General features: G+C 46.2%; 14 protein-coding genes and 2 pseudogenes. 8 read left to right on the plus strand and 8 right to left on the minus strand.

Features of this window, described 5'->3' with window-relative positions; translation table 11 throughout:
• Positions 1 to 2: 2 nt before the first annotated feature.
• The 5 genes from cydA to aspS form a co-directional block, all read right to left on the minus strand.
• The gene (cydA, locus tag C1S74_RS05285; protein ID WP_038866802.1) at positions 3 to 1,589 is read right to left on the minus strand and encodes a cytochrome ubiquinol oxidase subunit I; all 1,587 of its coding nucleotides are present in this window, start codon (positions 1,587 to 1,589) and stop codon (positions 3 to 5) included.
• Positions 1,590 to 2,050: 461 nt separating this feature from the next.
• Complete coding sequence (ruvB, locus tag C1S74_RS05290) at positions 2,051 to 3,055, minus strand: Holliday junction branch migration DNA helicase RuvB (RefSeq protein WP_045400683.1); 1,005 nt, start codon at positions 3,053 to 3,055, stop codon at positions 2,051 to 2,053.
• 21 nt (positions 3,056 to 3,076) lie between these two features.
• On the minus strand, positions 3,077 to 3,688 hold the full coding sequence (ruvA, locus tag C1S74_RS05295) for a Holliday junction branch migration protein RuvA (RefSeq protein WP_045400680.1): 612 nt from the start codon (positions 3,686 to 3,688) through the stop codon (positions 3,077 to 3,079).
• Between the two features lie 147 nt (positions 3,689 to 3,835).
• Positions 3,836 to 4,357, minus strand: coding sequence for a crossover junction endodeoxyribonuclease RuvC (gene ruvC, locus C1S74_RS05300; RefSeq protein ID WP_045400677.1), 522 nt, complete (start codon positions 4,355 to 4,357; stop codon positions 3,836 to 3,838).
• Between the two features lie 101 nt (positions 4,358 to 4,458).
• Positions 4,459 to 6,237 carry an aspartate--tRNA ligase gene (aspS, locus tag C1S74_RS05305; RefSeq protein WP_045400675.1) on the minus strand — a complete coding sequence of 593 codons (1,779 nt, stop codon included), beginning with the start codon at positions 6,235 to 6,237 and terminating at the stop codon, positions 4,459 to 4,461.
• A 272-nt stretch (positions 6,238 to 6,509) separates the two neighbouring features.
• Between aspS and C1S74_RS05310 the strand changes: the two genes are divergently transcribed.
• The 7 genes from C1S74_RS05310 (at position 6,510) to C1S74_RS05345 (ending at position 13,125) form a co-directional block, all read left to right on the plus strand.
• A complete protein-coding gene (locus C1S74_RS05310; protein ID WP_045400672.1) occupies positions 6,510 to 7,376 on the plus strand; it encodes a DUF72 domain-containing protein in 867 nt (288 codons plus the stop codon).
• A gap of 104 nt (positions 7,377 to 7,480) precedes the next feature.
• Positions 7,481 to 8,218, plus strand: a complete 738-nt coding sequence (gene cmoA / locus C1S74_RS05315) for a carboxy-S-adenosyl-L-methionine synthase CmoA (protein WP_029831835.1) — start codon at positions 7,481 to 7,483, stop codon at positions 8,216 to 8,218.
• Between the two features lie 126 nt (positions 8,219 to 8,344).
• Positions 8,345 to 9,316 (plus strand): tRNA 5-methoxyuridine(34)/uridine 5-oxyacetic acid(34) synthase CmoB, encoded by a 972-nt coding sequence (gene cmoB / locus C1S74_RS05320; RefSeq protein ID WP_038875968.1) that lies wholly within the window; start codon positions 8,345 to 8,347, stop codon positions 9,314 to 9,316.
• A 220-nt stretch (positions 9,317 to 9,536) separates the two neighbouring features.
• The gene (locus tag C1S74_RS05330) at positions 9,537 to 10,283 is read left to right on the plus strand and encodes an ATP-dependent zinc protease family protein (protein WP_038866788.1); all 747 of its coding nucleotides are present in this window, start codon (positions 9,537 to 9,539) and stop codon (positions 10,281 to 10,283) included.
• 11 nt (positions 10,284 to 10,294) lie between these two features.
• A complete protein-coding gene (locus C1S74_RS05335) occupies positions 10,295 to 11,800 on the plus strand; it encodes an inactive transglutaminase family protein (protein ID WP_038866785.1) in 1,506 nt (501 codons plus the stop codon).
• 3 nt (positions 11,801 to 11,803) lie between these two features.
• Positions 11,804 to 12,772, plus strand: coding sequence for an alpha-L-glutamate ligase-like protein (locus C1S74_RS05340; protein WP_038866784.1), 969 nt, complete (start codon positions 11,804 to 11,806; stop codon positions 12,770 to 12,772).
• 125 nt (positions 12,773 to 12,897) lie between these two features.
• A complete protein-coding gene (locus C1S74_RS05345; protein WP_167391135.1) occupies positions 12,898 to 13,125 on the plus strand; it encodes a hypothetical protein in 228 nt (75 codons plus the stop codon).
• A gap of 89 nt (positions 13,126 to 13,214) precedes the next feature.
• On the opposite strand, the gene C1S74_RS05350 is transcribed toward C1S74_RS05345, so the two are convergent.
• The 3 genes and pseudogenes from C1S74_RS05350 to C1S74_RS05360 form a co-directional block, all read right to left on the minus strand.
• Positions 13,215 to 14,855, minus strand: a complete 1,641-nt coding sequence (locus tag C1S74_RS05350; RefSeq protein WP_045400667.1) for a GMC family oxidoreductase — start codon at positions 14,853 to 14,855, stop codon at positions 13,215 to 13,217.
• A pseudogene (locus tag C1S74_RS05355) lies at positions 14,842 to 16,406 on the minus strand (long-chain-fatty-acid--CoA ligase). Before C1S74_RS05355 ends, C1S74_RS05350 begins: the two are co-directional and overlap by 14 nt.
• A gap of 81 nt (positions 16,407 to 16,487) precedes the next feature.
• Entirely contained in the window at positions 16,488 to 17,978 is a 1,491-nt protein-coding gene (locus C1S74_RS05360; protein ID WP_045400661.1) for a coniferyl aldehyde dehydrogenase, read from the minus strand.
• A gap of 180 nt (positions 17,979 to 18,158) precedes the next feature.
• On the opposite strand from C1S74_RS05360, the pseudogene C1S74_RS05365 reads away from it, so the two are divergent.
• Positions 18,159 to 18,569: pseudogene (locus C1S74_RS05365) on the plus strand (helix-turn-helix transcriptional regulator); the annotation flags it as partial.
• Between the last annotated feature and the right edge of the window lie 62 nt (positions 18,570 to 18,631).

An 18,631-nucleotide genomic window follows, 5' to 3' on the forward strand; every position in this document is an offset into this window, starting at 1 on the left:
TCTTACGCTTCTACTTGGCGACTAACTTTGTCTTCAACAGAGTCAGCGTTTTGCTCGAAGTGGTAGCGACCAGTTTTCAGGCTGCTTGGACCTTTACGAGCGAATTTCACCATTAGGTATACTTCTGCAATTAGGAACGCAGTGTATAGCGCTAGGATTGCAAATAGTGAAGTCCAGATTTCACCTGCAGTTAGTGCTGAAGCAGCAACGTGTACTGGTAGGATTTCACCTACAGCCCACGGTTGACGGCCGTATTCAGCAACGAACCAACCCGCTTCGATCGCAATCCAAGGTAGTGGAATGCTGAACAATGCAGCTTTAAGAATCCAAGGTTTCTGTTCGATCTTCTGACGACATGTTTGGATGAATGACGCACCAAATACGAATAGCATGATGAAGCCACACGCAACCATGATACGGAACGACCAGAATAGCGGCCATACTGTTGGGATTGAATCATCCGCAGCAGCTTGGATTTGGTCTTCAGTCGCATCAACAACTTTGTCTGTGTAACGTTTTAGAAGCAGGCCGTAACCTAGGTCACCTTTCACTTCGTCAAACGCAGTCATGTTTGCTTCAGACTTATCGCCTGCACGCAGTTTTTCAAGCAATTCGTATGCGTACATACCAGTACGGATACGGTCAACGTGCTCTTCACGTAGATCGTGTAGACCTGTTACTTGCTCATCAAACGAACGCGTTGCGATGATACCCATTACGTAAGGGATCTTGATTGCGTAATCGGTGTTCATTGTTTCTTGGTTCGGTAAACCAAACAGTGTGAACGCCGCCGGTGCTGGTTCTGTATGCCATTCAGCTTCTACCGCTGCTAGCTTCACTTTTTGAACTTCACCAAGCTCGTAACCAGATTCATCACCTAGCACGATTGTAGACAGGATTGCTGCCATACCGAAAGAAGCTGCGATAGCGAACGAACGACGAGCGAACGCCACATCACGACCTTTTAATAGGTAGTAAGAACTGATGCCAAGAACGAACATTGCACCACACGTGTAACCAGATGCTACTGTGTGTACAAATTTAACTTGCGCTACAGGGTTTAGTACAACGTCTGCAAAGCTCACCATTTCCATACGCATGGTTTCGAAGTTGAATTCTGCGCCAACTGGGTTTTGCATCCAGCCGTTCGCGATAAGAATCCAAAGTGCAGAGAAGTTAGAACCCAAAGCAACCAACCAGGTTACCGCTAAGTGTTGACGTTTTGATAGACGATCCCACCCGAAGAAGAATAGACCAACAAAAGTTGACTCCAGGAAGAAAGCAACCAGTGCTTCGATCGCTAGTGGTGCACCGAAGATGTCACCTACATAATGGGAGTAGTAAGACCAGTTCGTACCAAACTGGAACTCCATGGTAAGGCCAGTAGCCACACCAAGTGCAAAGTTAATACCGAAAAGCTTACCCCAGAACTTGGTCATGTCCTTGTAGATTTGCTTGTTCGTCATTACGTACATTGATTCCATAATGGCCAAAAGGAAGGCCATACCAAGGGTCAATGGTACGAATAGGAAGTGATACATCGCTGTCAGTGCAAACTGCAACCGCGACAGATCAACTACGTCAATCATGGTAACTCCTATGTGTCGGCTGAATGACACTCTCTACATATTGCAATCCATATACAAGTGTAATTTACACTTGAAAAATGTTGAATTATCACAACTATTTGTTGCAAAAATGTGCTTTGTTGGTTAGTTAATTGTTAAGCATCAGCTAATATAGCTAGACCTAATATTACTGCTAAAAACAGTTTGTTTCAAAAGGTTTATAGAGAGAAACCGCTTTGATGTATATCAATCTTTATGCGCTGAATTTGGACAAAAAACCATCACATTGATCCAGATCAAACGATATCAGAAGAGTATGTTAATAGAGAGTAATCAGGAGAGAAAATAATCAGTTAGGCAAGAACATAGAGTTAACAATCTATAAGTTTTTATTACCTATTTAGTATTAGAAGAGATTTAATAAATGAGAGGTTGGTCAACATTGGTGAAATGCTGAGCGCTGCGCGCCCAGCGTTGGAATCTTACTTTTCAATTCCGAAATGCAGATAAGCGCGATCGGTGGCTATTCTACCACGAGGTGTGCGTTGTAAGTAACCTTGTTGAATCAAATAAGGCTCTAACACATCTTCAATGGTGTCTTTCTCCTCCCCAATGGCTGCTGCCATGTTATCCAGACCGACTGGACCACCACCAAACTTTTCCATAATCGCAAGAAGCAGTTTGCGGTCCATGTAATCAAAGCCTTGTGCATCGACGTCTAGCATGTTCAGAGCTTTATCAGCAACGTCGACACAGATATGGCCATTACCTTTTACTTCCGCGTAGTCACGCACACGGCGTAATAAACGGTTAGCGATACGTGGCGTACCACGAGCACGACGAGCAACTTCTAACGCACCTTCCGATTCCATTGACAAGCCTAGGCAATCCGCGCTGCGTTGAACGATATCCTGCAAGTCTTTAACTTTGTAATACTCAAGGCGCTGAGTAATACCGAATCGGTCTCGCAATGGCGAGGTCAATGAACCCGCTCGTGTGGTTGCACCAATAAGCGTGAAAGGAGGCAAATCGATTTTGATAGAACGCGCCGCTGGGCCTTCGCCAATCATGATGTCTAACTGGTAGTCTTCCATTGCTGGATACAGCACTTCTTCAACCATCGGGCTTAAGCGGTGGATCTCATCGATAAAGAGCACATCGTTTTCTTCAAGGTTCGTGAGAAGCGCTGCCAAGTCCCCTGCTTTCTCAAGCACAGGGCCAGAAGTTGTACGAATGTTCACTTCCATCTCGTTCGCGACAATGTTCGCAAGCGTAGTTTTACCCAAACCTGGAGGACCAAAGATCAATAAGTGGTCAAGCGCTTCACTTCGCAGCTGAGCGGCTTTGATGAAGATCTCCATCTGGTTACGGACGTGGTCCTGACCTTGGTAATCCGCTAACTTCTTAGGGCGAATAGCTCGGTCGATGACGTCTTCTTCACGAAATGCAGGATTTTCAGGCGCGATTAAACGATCGGCTTCAATCATATTGTTACCTTAGACTTACCGTTACACCATTGATTTTAGCGCTTCACGGATCAGTTGCTCGCTGCTCATGTCCGGTTTAGCAATTTGAGAGACCACTTTCGATGCTTGAGTTGGCTTGTAACCCAGAGCAAGTAGCGCGCTGATCGCTTCTTCTTCTGCGTTATTGGATGCCGCTGCCGAATCTGTTGGCGCAGCATCAGTAAATGGCGTGAACAAGTCACCCGCACCCCAACCTTTAAGGCGGTCTTTCATTTCCACAACAAGGCGCTCTGCGGTTTTCTTACCAACGCCAGGCAGTTTCACCAGTGTTGAAATGTCTTCACGCTCTACGCAAGAGACAAATTGGCTTGCCGTCATACCAGAAAGGATGCCCAGTCCCAGTTTAGGACCGACGCCGTTCGCTTTAATTACTTCACGGAAGAGCGCACGTTCTTTGACTGTGTTGAAGCCGTAAAGCAGTTGAGCGTCTTCACGCACAACAAAATGAGTATAAATGATCGCTTCTTCGCCGACGTTTGGCAGTTCGTAGAAACAGCTCATTGGCATCTGTACTTCATAACCAATGCCATTAACTTCAATTAAAACTTCAGGTGGTTGCTTTTCAAGCAGAGTGCCGCGAAGACGTCCAATCACTATAAATACTCTTTGGAAATGAATTTGCGACAGGATAATAAAGAACTGGATAGACATCCAGTCCTTTATGCCGTTCGGTTAGATTTTTGAGGCAACTGAATCTCTAAATCAATCTGAGGTAACTCATTTTTTAATACGCGAACACGCTTAACGGTAACGTCCTTTTCTCGCACTAGTTGCTTTACCCGCAAGCGCCACCAGCGTCTTGTTGGTATTGGCATGACAAATGGCGACACCTAACGCATCGGCAGCATCGGCTTGGGGTTTCGCTGGCAACTTAAGCATGTGTTGAACCATGTGTTGAACCTGTACTTTGTCTGCACCACCACTCCCCGTCACCGCTTGTTTGATAAGACGAGCGGCATATTCATACACGGGAAGGTCGGCGTTAACCGCAGCCACGATAGCACTACCACGAGCCTGACCTAGCTTAAGTGCTGAGTCTGCGTTCTTCGCCATAAAGACTTGCTCAATAGCAAATACATCTGGTTGGAACTGAGTGATGATTTCTGTCACGCCCGCATAGATCTGCTTAAGGCGGCCCGGCAATTCTTTTTCAGAAGTACGAATACAACCACTGCCTAGATATTGCAGATGACGGCCTTGTTGGCGAATCACGCCATAACCAGTAATGCGGGAGCCTGGGTCAATGCCCAAAATAATTGACATGAAGTATCCTAATCAATAACTCACTGTAAGTATGAGAATATATGCCATTAAAACAAAAACTCCCGCAAGTGCGGGAGTTTTTGTTTAATATAGTTGTGCGCTTATTCTGCGTCTTTTTCTTTCGCAACTGTTACTGCAATTGCTAGCTCTTCTAGAGCCGCTGGGTTTGCAAGGCTTGGAGCGTCTGTTAGTAGACACGCCGCTGCTGTTGTTTTAGGGAATGCGATAACATCACGGATGTTCTCAGTACCACATAGCAGCATTACTAGACGGTCTAGACCGAATGCAAGACCTGCGTGAGGTGGCGTACCGAATTTCAGCGCTTCCAATAGGAAACCAAACTTCAGTTTTTGCTCGTCTGCATCGATACCTAGAATATCGAATACCGCTGCTTGCATTTCTGCGTTGTGAATACGTACAGAACCGCCGCCCACTTCGTAGCCGTTTAGAACCATGTCGTATGCGTTTGAGTTCGCTACTGCTGGGTTCGCTTTTAGCTCTTCCGCAGTCACACCTAGAGGCGATGTGAATGGGTGGTGCATCGCGTGTAGGTTGCCTTCGTCGTCTTCTTCGAACATAGGGAAGTCAACAACCCATAATGGAGCCCAAGTGCCTTCTTTAGTTAGACCTAGGTCTTTACCAAGTTTAAGACGAAGTGCACCTAGTGCTTCAGCAACGATGTTAGCTTTGTCTGCGCCAAATAGGATGATGTCGCCAGATTCCGCTTGAGTGCGATCTAGAATACCGTTGATCACGTCTTCGTTTAGGAATTTAGCTACTGGAGATTGGATGCCTTCCATGCCTGCTGCACGGTCGTTAACCTTCATCCATGCTAGACCTTTCGCACCGTAGATACCTACGAATTCTGCGTAACCGTCGATTTGCTTACGAGTAAGCTCAGCACCACCTGGTACGCGGATAACTGCAACGCGACCTTTCTCGTCGTTTGCTGGGCCAGAGAATACTTTGAACTCAACGTCTTTCACTAGGTCAGCAACGTCTACTAGCTCTAGTGGGTTACGTAGGTCTGGCTTGTCAGAACCGAAACGACGAATCGCTTCGCTGAATGGCATTACTGGGAATTCACCTAGGTCAACGTTCAGTAGCTCTTGCCACATTTCACGAACCATTTTCTCAGTCGTTGCACGAACTTGGTCAGCCGTCATGAATGACGTTTCAATATCGATCTGAGTGAATTCTGGTTGACGGTCAGCACGCAAGTCTTCATCACGGAAACACTTAACGATTTGGTAGTAACGGTCAAAACCAGACATCATTAGAAGCTGTTTGAATAGCTGTGGAGACTGAGGAAGCGCGTAGAAGCTGCCTTTGTGAACACGGCTAGGTACTAGGTAGTCACGAGCGCCTTCTGGTGTCGCTTTTGTTAGTACTGGTGTTTCGATGTCTAGGAAGCCGTTGTCATCTAGGAAACGACGAACAAAGCTAGACGCTTTAGCACGTAGCTTGATACGGTCGCTCATTTCTGGACGACGTAGATCTAGGTAACGGTACTTCAAACGTTGCTCTTCAGAGTTCTTTTGGTTGAAGTCTAGAGGCAGAACGTCAGAACGGTTGATGATTTCAAGACCTTTCGCAAGGATCTCAACTTCACCTGTTGCCATGTCTTTGTTTACTTGGTTTTCTGGACGAACGCGAACTTCACCAGTTAGCTTGATACAGAATTCATTACGAAGTGTGTTAGCCACTTCATACGCATCTGCCATATCTGGATCAACAACTACCTGAACGATACCTTCGCGATCTCGCATATCGATAAAAATAAGACCGCCTAAATCACGACGACGGTTAACCCAGCCGCAAAGTTCTACAGTTTGTCCTGCAAGGGACTTGTTCAGGTGACCACAGTAATGGGTACGCATAATGAAATTCCCAATCTCTCAAATATTGTTAACTACGCTCTGTCAGCCTCATTGCCGAGCAGAGTAAAGATCCATTTATACGCTGAAAGCCTATGAAAATCGACTACTCAACATACAATTAAGTGTGTTTTATCATTCATTGGTGGTTTTTAGTACAACAAATGTTCAAAAGCGCACCAAAGCGAAAAAATTGGTGGGGATTATAGCGTGAAATTACCCATTTCAGCAAAACTCTCGTAAAGTGGGCTCAGGAAAAAACGTAAAGCAGAGATATGGATAATTTACCCCTTCGACTTGGATTGACCATGTGGTCACACAACCAGTGGCAACAAAGCTTTTACGGCAGTGGCACCAAGCCTGCAGAGCGACTCGAAAAGTACGCGCAGGTGTTCCACACGGTAGAAGGCAACACCACCTTTTATGCCACACCGACGCTCAACACGGTGCAAAACTGGAAAGCCGCGACTCACGACGATTTCAAATTCACCTTTAAGTTGCCAAAAGCGATTACTCACGAACAAATGCTCAGAGGTTGCGACGAGCAGCTACGTGACTTTATGACGATCATGGAACCGCTTCATGAACGTGTTGGGCAATGGACGATTCAGCTCCCTGCTGCATTTGGTCCAGAACATCTCGATAGATTGAAGAAATTCTGTGCCAGCTTTCCGCCGAATTTCCCCCTTGGGGTGGAAGTTCGTCATATGGCTTTTTTCTCCAAAGGTGAAGAAGAGCGTGCGTTGAATCAGTGGCTGTTAGAGAGCGGCATTGACCGTATTATTATGGACAGCCGCCCGGTATTCGCCGCGCAGCCGACAACAGAAGCAGTGATCGATGCCCATCAGAAAAAGCCTCGCGTCCCGGTTCATGCAATAGCAACCGCCAAGCACCCGATGATTCGTTTTATCGGTCATCCCGACATGGACGACAACCTGCATTTTTTCGAACCTTGGTTGAACAAGCTGCCGATGTGGATTGAACAAGGTATTCAACCGTACTTGATGATTCACACGCCAGATAACGTCTTAGCACCAGAACTGGCTGAAAAGCTTTATAAGCAGCTACAACTTAAGCTCTCACTGCCAAATTTGTCTGTATTTCCTGCCAACGATGGCAACTCGCAAATACAAATGTTTTAGACAAGCTTATAATTAAGCAAATGACAGAGGCGCGAATTTCCCATAAAATACGCGCCTTTTTTGATGCCTGACATTTCAGGCGGCTTGTATGCAGAGATTTGGTTATGAACCCTAAGAGCAATCCAGATACTATTTTTTCGGCTCCAATCGATAAAATTGGGGATTTCACGTTCGATGAACGCGTAGCGGAAGTTTTCCCAGACATGATTCAACGATCGGTGCCGGGTTACAGCAACATCATTTCTGCAATTGGTATGTTGGCAGAGCGTTTTGTTAAGCCTCACTCAAACATCTATGACCTAGGTTGTTCTTTGGGTGCTGCTACGCTGTCTATGCGTCGTCATATCAAACAAGAAGGTTGCCAAATCATTGCAGTGGATAACTCTCCTGCGATGGTTGAGCGCTGTAAGCTTCACGTCAACGCGTACCGCAGTGATACGCCAGTTGATGTAGTAGAAGCGGACATTCGTAATATCGAAATCGAAAACGCATCTGTTGTGGTGCTGAACTTCACACTGCAATTCCTTTCTCCAGAAGACCGCTATGCGCTACTAGAGAAAATCTACGCGGGTTTGCGCCCAGGTGGCATTTTGATTCTGTCTGAGAAGTTTGTGTTTGAAGATGAAGTATCCAATGAGCTACTGATCGATCTTCATCACGACTTTAAACGTGCGAACGGCTACAGTGAGCTGGAAATCAGCCAGAAGCGCAGCGCAATTGAAAACGTGATGCGCCCTGATTCGAAGAAAGATCATAAAGAGCGTTTCGCGAAAATTGGTTTCTCAAGCTACGACGTTTGGTTCCAGTGCTTTAACTTCGGTTCGATGTTTGCGATTAAATAGCGAGAAGCGAGAAGCGAGAAGCGAGAAGCGAGAAGCGAGAAGCGAGAAGCGAGAAGCGAGAAGCGAGAAAGTCTTAACGTTTCGCATTTAGTGTCAATTTTTTAATTTATTACTCAGTGAAAAACTATGTTTAATTTTGCTAATTTTTATCAGTTAATCGCGCAAGACACTCGTCTTCAGCCGTGGCTAAACGTATTACCTCAACAGTTAACAGATTGGCAAAATGCTGAGCACGGTGATTTTGGTCGCTGGCTAAAAGCGCTGAACAAGATCCCACAAGGTGCACCAAACCAAGTGGACATCAAAAACTCAGTAACCATCAGCAACGATACGCCTTTTCATGAAGGTGAGCTGAAAAAGCTAGAAAGCCTGCTGCGTACGTTCCACCCATGGCGCAAAGGTCCATACACAGTGCACGGTATTCATATCGATACTGAATGGCGCAGTGACTGGAAATGGGATCGCGTTCTTCCGCACATCTCGCCACTAAAAAACCGCAGCGTATTAGATGTGGGTTGTGGCAACGGCTACCACATGTGGCGCATGCTAGGTGAAGGTGCACGCCTAACGGTTGGTATCGACCCTTCTCACCTGTTCCTAATTCAGTTCGAAGCGATTCGTAAGTTAATGGGCGATGACCAACGCGCTCACCTTCTTCCATTAGGTATTGAACAACTACCAAAGTTAGAAGCGTTCGACACTGTATTTAGTATGGGCGTCCTTTACCACCGTCGTTCTCCACTGGATCACTTAGTGCAACTGAAAGACCAGTTAGTGGCAGGCGGTGAGCTTGTACTAGAGACACTAGTGATTGAAGGCGATGAGAACGCAGTATTGGTTCCGACTTCTCGTTACGCGCAAATGCGTAATGTGTATTTCTTTCCTTCAGCGAAAGCACTAAAAGTTTGGCTAGAATTGGTTGGCTTTAAAGACGTTCGTATCGTAGATGAGAATGTAACGTCAGTCGGAGAACAACGTACTACTGACTGGATGACACATAACTCACTGCCTGACTACCTTGATCCAAACGACCCAACGAAAACCGTTGAAGGCTACCCTGCCCCTCGTCGTGCGGTACTTGTCGCAACTAAGCCATAATTAACTGAGATTTCTGACATTGTCTTAACTCACTCCTTCCTTTAAGACATTAACCTCTCTTCAATCTAATTAAGGATGCATATTGCGTCCTTAATTTTTTGGCTTTTCGTCACTATTCCTCACTCTGTAAGAGACTGCGAGAGATTCTTACTTGTGAGCCTTTGGCGATAACGCTAAACTCTTAAAAAACAAACAACTTAATCCAATCCCAAGGTTTTCAATGTTTATACGATTGACTCCGGTTGTTGCAATCGCCCTATTGTCAGGATGTACCCTTACAAAAGGCGAACAGTACCACCAAGAAACGTTAGCCGCTATTCAAGCTTCAGAGACGAATTTCAATACTCGCGTTACCAACTTAGAGCTTCAACTTAGTAACCAATCGGATTACATCGAAAGTTTAGAAGGCCAAGTGGATAAGTTAAATGGCGAACTCAATACCTTCCGTAAAGAAGCGATGGACGAAGTAAGAAAGCCGAAAGAGCCTATTATCGTTCAAGCTCCTGCGCCTGTTCAGGCGACTCCTACTCATGACATTGTCCTGGGCTCCATAGAGCGAGTGACTATTGACTCCATCAAACAAACTTTCGATGCACGTGTCGATACTGGCGCAGCAACGTCTTCATTAAATGCAGTCGATATTGAAGAATTCGAAAGAAATGGCAAAAACTGGGTGCGTTTCCATCTTGCTGACAATACCAAGTCAGATGAAGAGAAAGACATTTGGATTGAAGCGCCAATTATTCGCTACGTGAAAATCCGTCAAGCAACCACTGAAGAACTAGAGCGTCGAGCTGTTGTTGAACTTTGGGTGCGCGTTGGAAAAATTCATGAAAAAGCGCAATTTACGTTGGCAGATCGTTCTCAAATGAACCATCCTGTGTTACTAGGAAGAGAGTTTATGCGCGACATCGCACTCGTTGATGTGAGCCGTAAATACGTTCAAACGGAAGAAGATAAAAAATAATAAGGTAGATTATGACGTCCAGAATACCGTTTTACCTGTCAATCATCCTGTTGGTGATTGCAGGCATCGCTTTGAGTGTTTTCAGACATCAGAATTACGGCGTACCTTGGACTCCAGGTGAAACACGTCAAATTTGGGATGTTGAAGCCCGTATCGAATTTAATGCGAATGGCAATGAAGTAAAAGCTTCTCTTGCTGCGCCGCATACTCAAAATGGTTACACCCTGATTGGTGAATCAGCATCGTCTCCAGGTTACGGCGTTTCTTACGTCAACTCAGACTCTGGTCGTCGTGCAGAATGGTCAATCCGTCAAGCAAGTGGCCCACAAACTATTTACTACAAAGCCCAGTTCTTAGTTGACCCACAAGCAAAAGTGGATGAACAGCCACCTGCAGGTGAAATCACAAAACCTACCCTTTCAGCGCCGCAACAAGCCGCCGCAAATGCATTGATTGAACGTGCAATGAGCCGCTCAGCAGACAATGTCACCTTTGCTCGCGAGCTGATCAAAACGCTAAACGATCCAGACAGCCAAAACTCAGCGCTGATTCTTAATGACTTTGATCGTACCGATGCATTACACAAGATCCTACTTACTGCAGGTGTGCAAAGCAAAATCGTTGGTGTAATCGAATTAGAAGACGGCCGCCGTCGTCAAGCTATTCAGCCTATGGTTCAGGTATGGTCGGGGGAAGAATGGGTTCTCTTCTCGCCAAATTCAGAGCAAGCCGCAGCACAACCTAACCTTCTCGTATGGGATGAATCGAACGTTTCCCTACTTGACTTAGTTGGCGGTAAAAACAGCCAAGTTCACTTCTCTATGATTAAGCAGGAAGTGACTCCACAGCAAGCCACTGACAATAAAGTGGAAGCGGATGGCCTACTCAACCTTTCTATCCATAGCTTGCCACTTGAAGAGCAAGCCATGTTTAAGACCATCATGTTGATCCCAATCGGTGCACTGATTGTTGTGTTCCTACGTGTCATCATCGGTCTGAAAACTTCGGGTACCTTCATGCCAGTACTGATTGCGGTTGCCTTTGTTCAAACGCAACTGGTAACTGGTATTGTCGGCTTCCTATTAATTGTCGGTACTGGCTTGATAATACGAAGTTACCTCTCGAGGCTTAACTTACTTCTGGTTGCAAGGATATCCGCCGTAATCATAACCGTAATTATGATCATCTCGGTCTTCACCGTAGTCGCATTCAAGATTGGCCTAACAGAAGGTCTAACAATTACGTTCTTCCCTATGATCATCTTGTCATGGACGATCGAACGTATGTCGATTCTATGGGAAGAAGAAGGTGCGAAAGAAGTAGTTCTTCAAGGTGGTGGTTCACTACTAACCGCTGTCTTGGTTTACCTAGCGATGACGAACGTTTATATCCAACACTTAACGTTTAACTTCATTGGCCTACAACTGATTGTTCTTGCAGGCATCCTATTACTAGGTACTTACACAGGCTACCGTCTAACAGAGCTACGTCGATTTAAGCCACTAGCGGAGGACTAAACGATGTTTGAACGTTTCACTTCGCCAGCTAAGCTTCGCCATAAAGGCATTATGGGGATGAACAAGCGTAACCATAGCTATATTGGTCGCTACAATGATCGCTCAAAATACCCGTTGGTGGATGACAAGCTAAAGACAAAAATCATTGCTGAAGCAGCAGGTGCGACAGTGCCTGCTCTTATCGGCGTGATTGACAGCCAAGCTGAAGTCAAAAAGATCCACAAGATGGTATTGGACTGGCCAGGTTTTGTAATCAAGCCAGCGCAAGGAAGTGGTGGTAAGGGTATCCTTGTTATCACTTCGCACAAAGATGGCGTTTACACCAAGCCATCTGGTGCAACCATCAATAAAGAGGATGTAGAACGCCATATCAGTAACGCACTGGCTGGTCTGTTTTCTCTAGGTGGTAAGAATGACGTTGCAGTCGTAGAAAACCTAATCAAGTTCGATGACTGTTTTGATGGTTTCAGTTACGAAGGCGTGCCTGACGTTCGTATTATCGTCTTTAAAGGCTACCCAGTGATGGCAATGATGCGCTGCTCTACTGCAGCCTCAGATGGCAAGGCCAACCTTCACCAAGGTGCAGTAGGCGTTGGTATTGATATTGCGACAGGCAAAGCCATTCGTGCGGTGCAATTTGACCAACCTGTTACGCATCACCCAGATACTGGCAAAGATCTATCAACCCTACAAGTACCTCATTGGGAGCGCTTATTAGAGCTTGCATCGAGTGCGTGGGAAATGACAGGACTTGGTTACATGGGTACTGACATGGTGTTGGACAAAGAAGAAGGACCAATGGTGTTGGAGTTGAACGCTCGTCCGGGTTTGGCTATTCAAATCGCCAACGGCGCGGGTTTGCTACCTCGTTTAAAACACATTGAAAACCTTGGTATGCCGGCCGAATATCCAAAACCAAAAGAGCGCGTTGCTTACGCTGCTGAACAGTTTGGTTCTAAATCTCAGTTCTAACCTCTTTGCTAGCAGCTATTAACGTAGCTGCTAGCTAACCTTTCATATTTGAGCTCTATCGCTCGCTTTCTAAGTAATTCATCACTTCTATCACTGCAATCGATGATCCAGCTAACAGATTACACATGGATCGTTTCTTTTTTTCTCATACTTTTGCTTATCATGTCGTCTCCCCCTTACTCAACTCAAGAGGTTGGGCGATGCTAACAAAAGAAATTAATAACAATGAAACACCGCTTGTTGAACAAGAGAACTTTGATAAACATTTACAACGTTTGTCGGAAATCTCTGTCCAAGCACTTGATGAGCTTGCTGAAATGATCGAAACCGGAAACGACTTTTCAGAAGAATAGCACTTACCTTTTCGCTTTTAAGTGCCTGCTAATAAGCCGAGACTGTTGTCCTACAGCCTCGGCTTATTTTATTTTTTGAAGGGTGTAACTTATATCGAAGCGGTGGCTTGCTTCTCAATACTCTCATCTAAGCGATAACTAGCTTTGATGGTATCCGCCACTTTCTCCGCGATCATAATGGTTGGCGCATTGGTATTCCCGCCCACTAGCGTCGGCATAATCGACGCGTCGACAACTCTTAGTGCCTCTAATCCATAAACCTTAAGATTGCTATCTACCACGGCGAAAGGATCGTTCGCCATACCCATTTTGCAGGAGCCTACGGGATGATATTGGGTATCCGCTCGGTTACGAATATCTTGCTCGATGGCTTTCTCATCGTTCGCATCCACAGGATAAAAGCTGGCCCCGCGTATGTCATCAAACGCTTGGCTTTCCAGCATTTGGTGTTGCTTCTTCCAGCCTTTAATCATGATTTCCATGTCTTCAGGGTGACTGAAAAAAGCAGGGTCGATCTTTGGTACATCATAAGGGTTTGCACTGTTTAGCTTAACCGTCCCAATACTTTTCGGTCGAAGTAACGTCACATGCGAACTAAACCCGTGACTAGCGTGGATCTTACGAGCGTGATCGTCAACCACCGCCACCACAAAGACAAACTCTAGATCGGGCACGTCGACATCATCATCTGAACGCAAGAACCCTATACCTTCTGCAAAATTACTGGTCATTTTCCCACTACGTGTTTTCATCCACTGTGGTAAAGCCTTAGTCATTTCGGATGCCATTTTGAATGATACACCAAACGTATCTCGCTTCGCGCTGCTCCGGTAAGTATGAACCAAATCAATATGATCCTGCAGATTCTCCCCGACACCGGGCAATTCATGGATTTGCTCGATTCCGTGGGATTCTAATTCTTTCTTTGCCCCCACACCTGAAAGCATCAGGATCTGCGGAGAGCCAAACGCCCCAGCTGAAAGAATCACTTCTTTCGTGCATTTGATCTGAAAGCTCTGTCCTTTCAGACCATACTCAACTCCAACAGCTCGATTTCCTTCAAACAACACTTTATGAGTCGTAGCTTTGGTCAAGACAGTCAGATTAGGTCGGTTCAGGTTTGGAGTCAGATAGGCTTTTGCGGCGCTGCATCGCTCCCCATTACGCTGCGTTACTTGGGTTGGCATAGCACCAAACTGGTCGGCTCCGTTGATATCGTGATTACGAGGTATACCTATCGACTCACAGGCGGTTAAATAACGCTCAAGAACATCACTTGGCGAGCGTAAGTTCGCGACGTTCAGTGGCCCACCTTGTCCATGATAATCATCTTGGTGAACTTCGTTATTTTCTGCTTTCTTGAAATACGGTAAGCAATCGTCATAACTCCAACCTTCGTTGCCAAGACTGGCCCAAAGGTCGTAATCATATTGATGCCCTCTGGCGTACATCATCGCATTGATAGAACTCGAGCCACCTAAAGTTTTTCCTCTTGGTTGGTAGCCTTTGCGGCCATTCAGTCCAGCTTGAGGAACCGTTTCAAACCCCCAGTTGTTTATCTTGGTCGGCATCATTGCCACTACACCCACTGGCGTATGAATAAAAGGGCTCGAATCGGTACCACCCGCCTCCAACAAACACACGGTGACATCAGGGTCCTCGGTGAGTCGAGACGCTAAAACACAACCCGCAGAACCACCACCGACTACAATAAAATCATAACTGTCCATCTTCGACCTCCGCGACATCTAAAGGATGAAGCTCCCGTTTAAGGATCTTCCCGTTGCCGTCATAGGCAGTGCTTTGCGAATGAAGACACGACGTGGGTATTTGTAATCAGCAAGTTGCTCTCTACACCAAGTAATCAAAGTATGACTATCCGTTTTTGCATCTTGATGAAGCACAACATGCGCATGTACCTCTTCACCAAGGCGGTCATCGTGTTCACCGACAACAGCGACCATTTCTACATCAGGATGACACATTAAGACTTCTTCTATTTCACGCGGATAGACGTTATAACCGCCTCGGATAATCATGTCTTTAACGCGGTCGACAATGAACAAGTTGCCGTGTTTATCCACTCGTCCAATATCGCCCGTTAAGAACCAACCATCGCGCAACGCCTCACGAGTTGCTTCTGGTCGTCCGTAATAGCCTTTCATTACACTTGGGCTTTTTATGCAGACTTCCCCTAATTCACCCACGGCTTGGGCGTGACCTTTTACGTCCGCAATCTTAATCACGTAGCCACATAATGGTTGTCCGACACTGCCTGGTAGTCGGTCTCCATCACTATGATTAAACGTGGCCACTGGTGCGGTTTCTGATAATCCATAACCCTCCAATACTGGCAGCTCAAAGCGTTGTTCAAATTGACGAATCACTTCTACAGGCATAGAAGCCCCACCAGACACTCCTATGCGAAGACTGTGCTTTACTAATTCGGAATGCTCCGGAGATTGCTCACCCGCTCTGAGTAATGCGATGTACATTGTAGGCACACCTGCAAACACGCTGACTTTATGCTGGATGATTTGTTCAATCACAAACTTTGGCTCAAAGCGCGGGATCAACACCATAGTAGAGCCTGTCAGCACACTGGCATTCATCATCACGGTCTGACCAAAACTGTGGAACAGCGGCAAGGTTGCCATGGTGGTATCACTGTATTCCAACCGCATCAGATACTGGGAAGACATAGCGTTCGTTAACATGTTGGTGTGAGATAACTCTGCCCCTTTCGGCTGACCAGTCGTGCCTGAGGTATAAAGAATAACGGCGGTATCGTCACCATTTCTGGTGATTGACTCAAACGGCTTATTGTCTTGCATAAGCCAAGCATCAACAGCGTGCTCTTCTTCTCTGCATCGTTCTGACAAAGAGATAAAGTGTTCGCACTGCTCAGCTTCAGAGAAACCGTGTCTACCGTAGCTTCCCATTGGCAGCTCTTCGCTTCCTTCAAAGCAGAAATACGCTTTTGCATCAGAGTCGTTGAGGTGGTAAGCAATCTCACGGCCTTTAAACAGCACATTCAAAGGAACTACGACACAGCCTGCTTTTAAAATCCCGTAATACACGATTGGGAAGTAAGTAATGTTTGGACAAGACAGTGCAACTTTGTCACCAACTTTTAGTCCAAGTCGACTTAGGTTCGTAGCAATATTGCCTGCAAATTTGTCGAGCAGTGCGTAGTTGATTTCATCATCGCCCATCCTGAGCGCAGCTTTTGAAGGAAAGAGCGCAGCACTGCGCTCCAGATTGACAGCAAGGTTGTGCATCCATGATCTCCTTTGGTCGCAAGGCAGCCAGCGAGCACTGGCTGCTGAAGATTCTTTATGTAGAGAGGTAAGTATTGAGGGTTATGAGTGCTTGTTTAAATCTGGGTCGGGTTTGCCCGCAAACACTCGCAGTACCAGCTTCTGCACCATGTTGCCATATGGCGGTGCAAACAACTGAATCGGGAACCAATCGCGCATTTTTAGTACCGTGCGCGCATGGCTGAGTTCGCGAAAACCTTCTTCTCCATGGTAATTACCAATGCCGGAGTTACCCACGCCACCAAATGGCACAGAATGGTTGAGTACATGCCACCCCCAGTCGTTGATCGTGACACCACCACTATGGGTTTGAGTAAGCAAGATTTCGCGTTGCGCGGCATTATTGCTAAATAAGTAACATGCTAGCGGTCGTGGCCTCTCGATAATGTATTGAATTACCTCATCGAGAGAACGGTAAGTGTGAATAGGAAGAAGCGGGCCAAAGATTTCCTCTTGGCAAATACGCATTTCGGGTGTCAGGTTGGTAGCGATGTACAGCGGTGTTTTACGCCCTTCACCATAGTCGAGGCATTGAGTGATAGTCGCCCCTTTATCACGTGCATCCGCCAGTAGATCGTGGAATCGTTTGTGCTGGGCATCATCGACTAACGCGGTGTAATCCTGATTGGCTTTGATCTCTCCGTACATGGTTTGATGTGCGTGCTTTAACGCCTCAACAAACGCTGCTTGCTTACCTTCTGGTACAAACGCGTAATCTGGTGCGATACAAATTTGCCCTGAATTAAAACCTTTACCATGAGCAATGCGCTCTGCGGCTTTTGCAACGTCATAATCATCAAATACCACCACAGGGGATTTACCACCTAGCTCTAAGGTCACAGGCGTTAGATTCGCTGCCGCATTGGCCATGATGACTTTTCCGCTGGCTGGCGACCCAGTGAACACAAGGTGATCAAAAGGTAGATGAGAAATTTCCATCGCTTCTGGGTGGTTGCCATCCACAATACGCACTAAATTCTCTGGGTAAATTTCTCCGAGCATGCGACGCAGTTGACGGGTGGTTTCTGGACAATTTGGCGGCATCTTGATCATGCAGCGGTTGCCCGCGGCTAGCGCGGTGATCATAGGACCAATAGACAGATAAAGCGGGAAATTCCAAGGACAGATGATACCAACTACCCCTTTTGGTTGATAACGCACTTCCAGCTTATTGCCCTTGAATAACCACTCTGTTGGTCTTCGACTTGGCTTCATCCAACCTTTAAGATGGCGAACAACATGGTTGATATCGAGTATAGGCGCAAGCACATCAGCCATAATGGACTCGGTGTGACTGCGGCCGCCAAAATCTTCACTCATAGCGTCTGCCAAGACATCTTGATAACGGGACAGCTGTTTCTTTAACGCCAAGAGTCGGTGCTTTCTCACCGCAACTGTCGCGTTTGGCTCAGCTTGGTATGCAGACTGTAATTCAGAGAACCACATGGTGAGCTCACCGACTAAAGGATCATTGGTTGCAAACGTGCCTTGTTCGCGTTGTATTTCCTTATTTTGCGTTGCCAGTACATTCATGTTTCTCTCCTACCGTGCATTTTATTCGATTACAACATTTTGATAACATGTCGCACAGGTTACAAAGAGACAAAAAACGGTGATATTCGGACAGCTTTGAGACAAGGATGACTGAATACCATCCCAATACACGCTAGGATATATCTGAATGTAGAGGAGAAACGCATGGAATACACCGCAGTTTATGAGCCGCTACCTGCAGCAAATACAATGACGCTGCAAATGTGCTTGAAGTCTTGCGATGAAATGTTGGCAAAAGTGAGTGGCAGTGCCAGTTTAAAAGAGAAGATCACACAAATGTTCGTCGAAAGGCCGGGGAGCTATCCGTCGATAGAGCAACTGTCCAGTGAATTAGGCATGTCTTCAAGAACGCTACGACGCCACCTTAAATCGGAAGAGACCAGCTATCAGCAAATTCTCGACCATGTTCGCTTCCACTTAGCACGTCACTATCTCGCATCGACACAAATGAGCGTTGAAGAGATCTCCGAACGTATTGGCTTTTCAGACAGCGCAAACTTCCGCTGCGCCTTTCGTAAATGGAGCGGGGACTCACCAAGACAATATCGACGACAAGCGCCTCAGTTGTAAGCTTGTTGTTCATCAGAACAGAAACAAAAACGCCCGCATTCATTGCGGGCGTTTTATTAGAT

The organism is Vibrio hyugaensis (genome assembly GCF_002906655.1).
Classification (GTDB): Bacteria; Pseudomonadota; Gammaproteobacteria; order Enterobacterales; family Vibrionaceae; genus Vibrio; species Vibrio hyugaensis.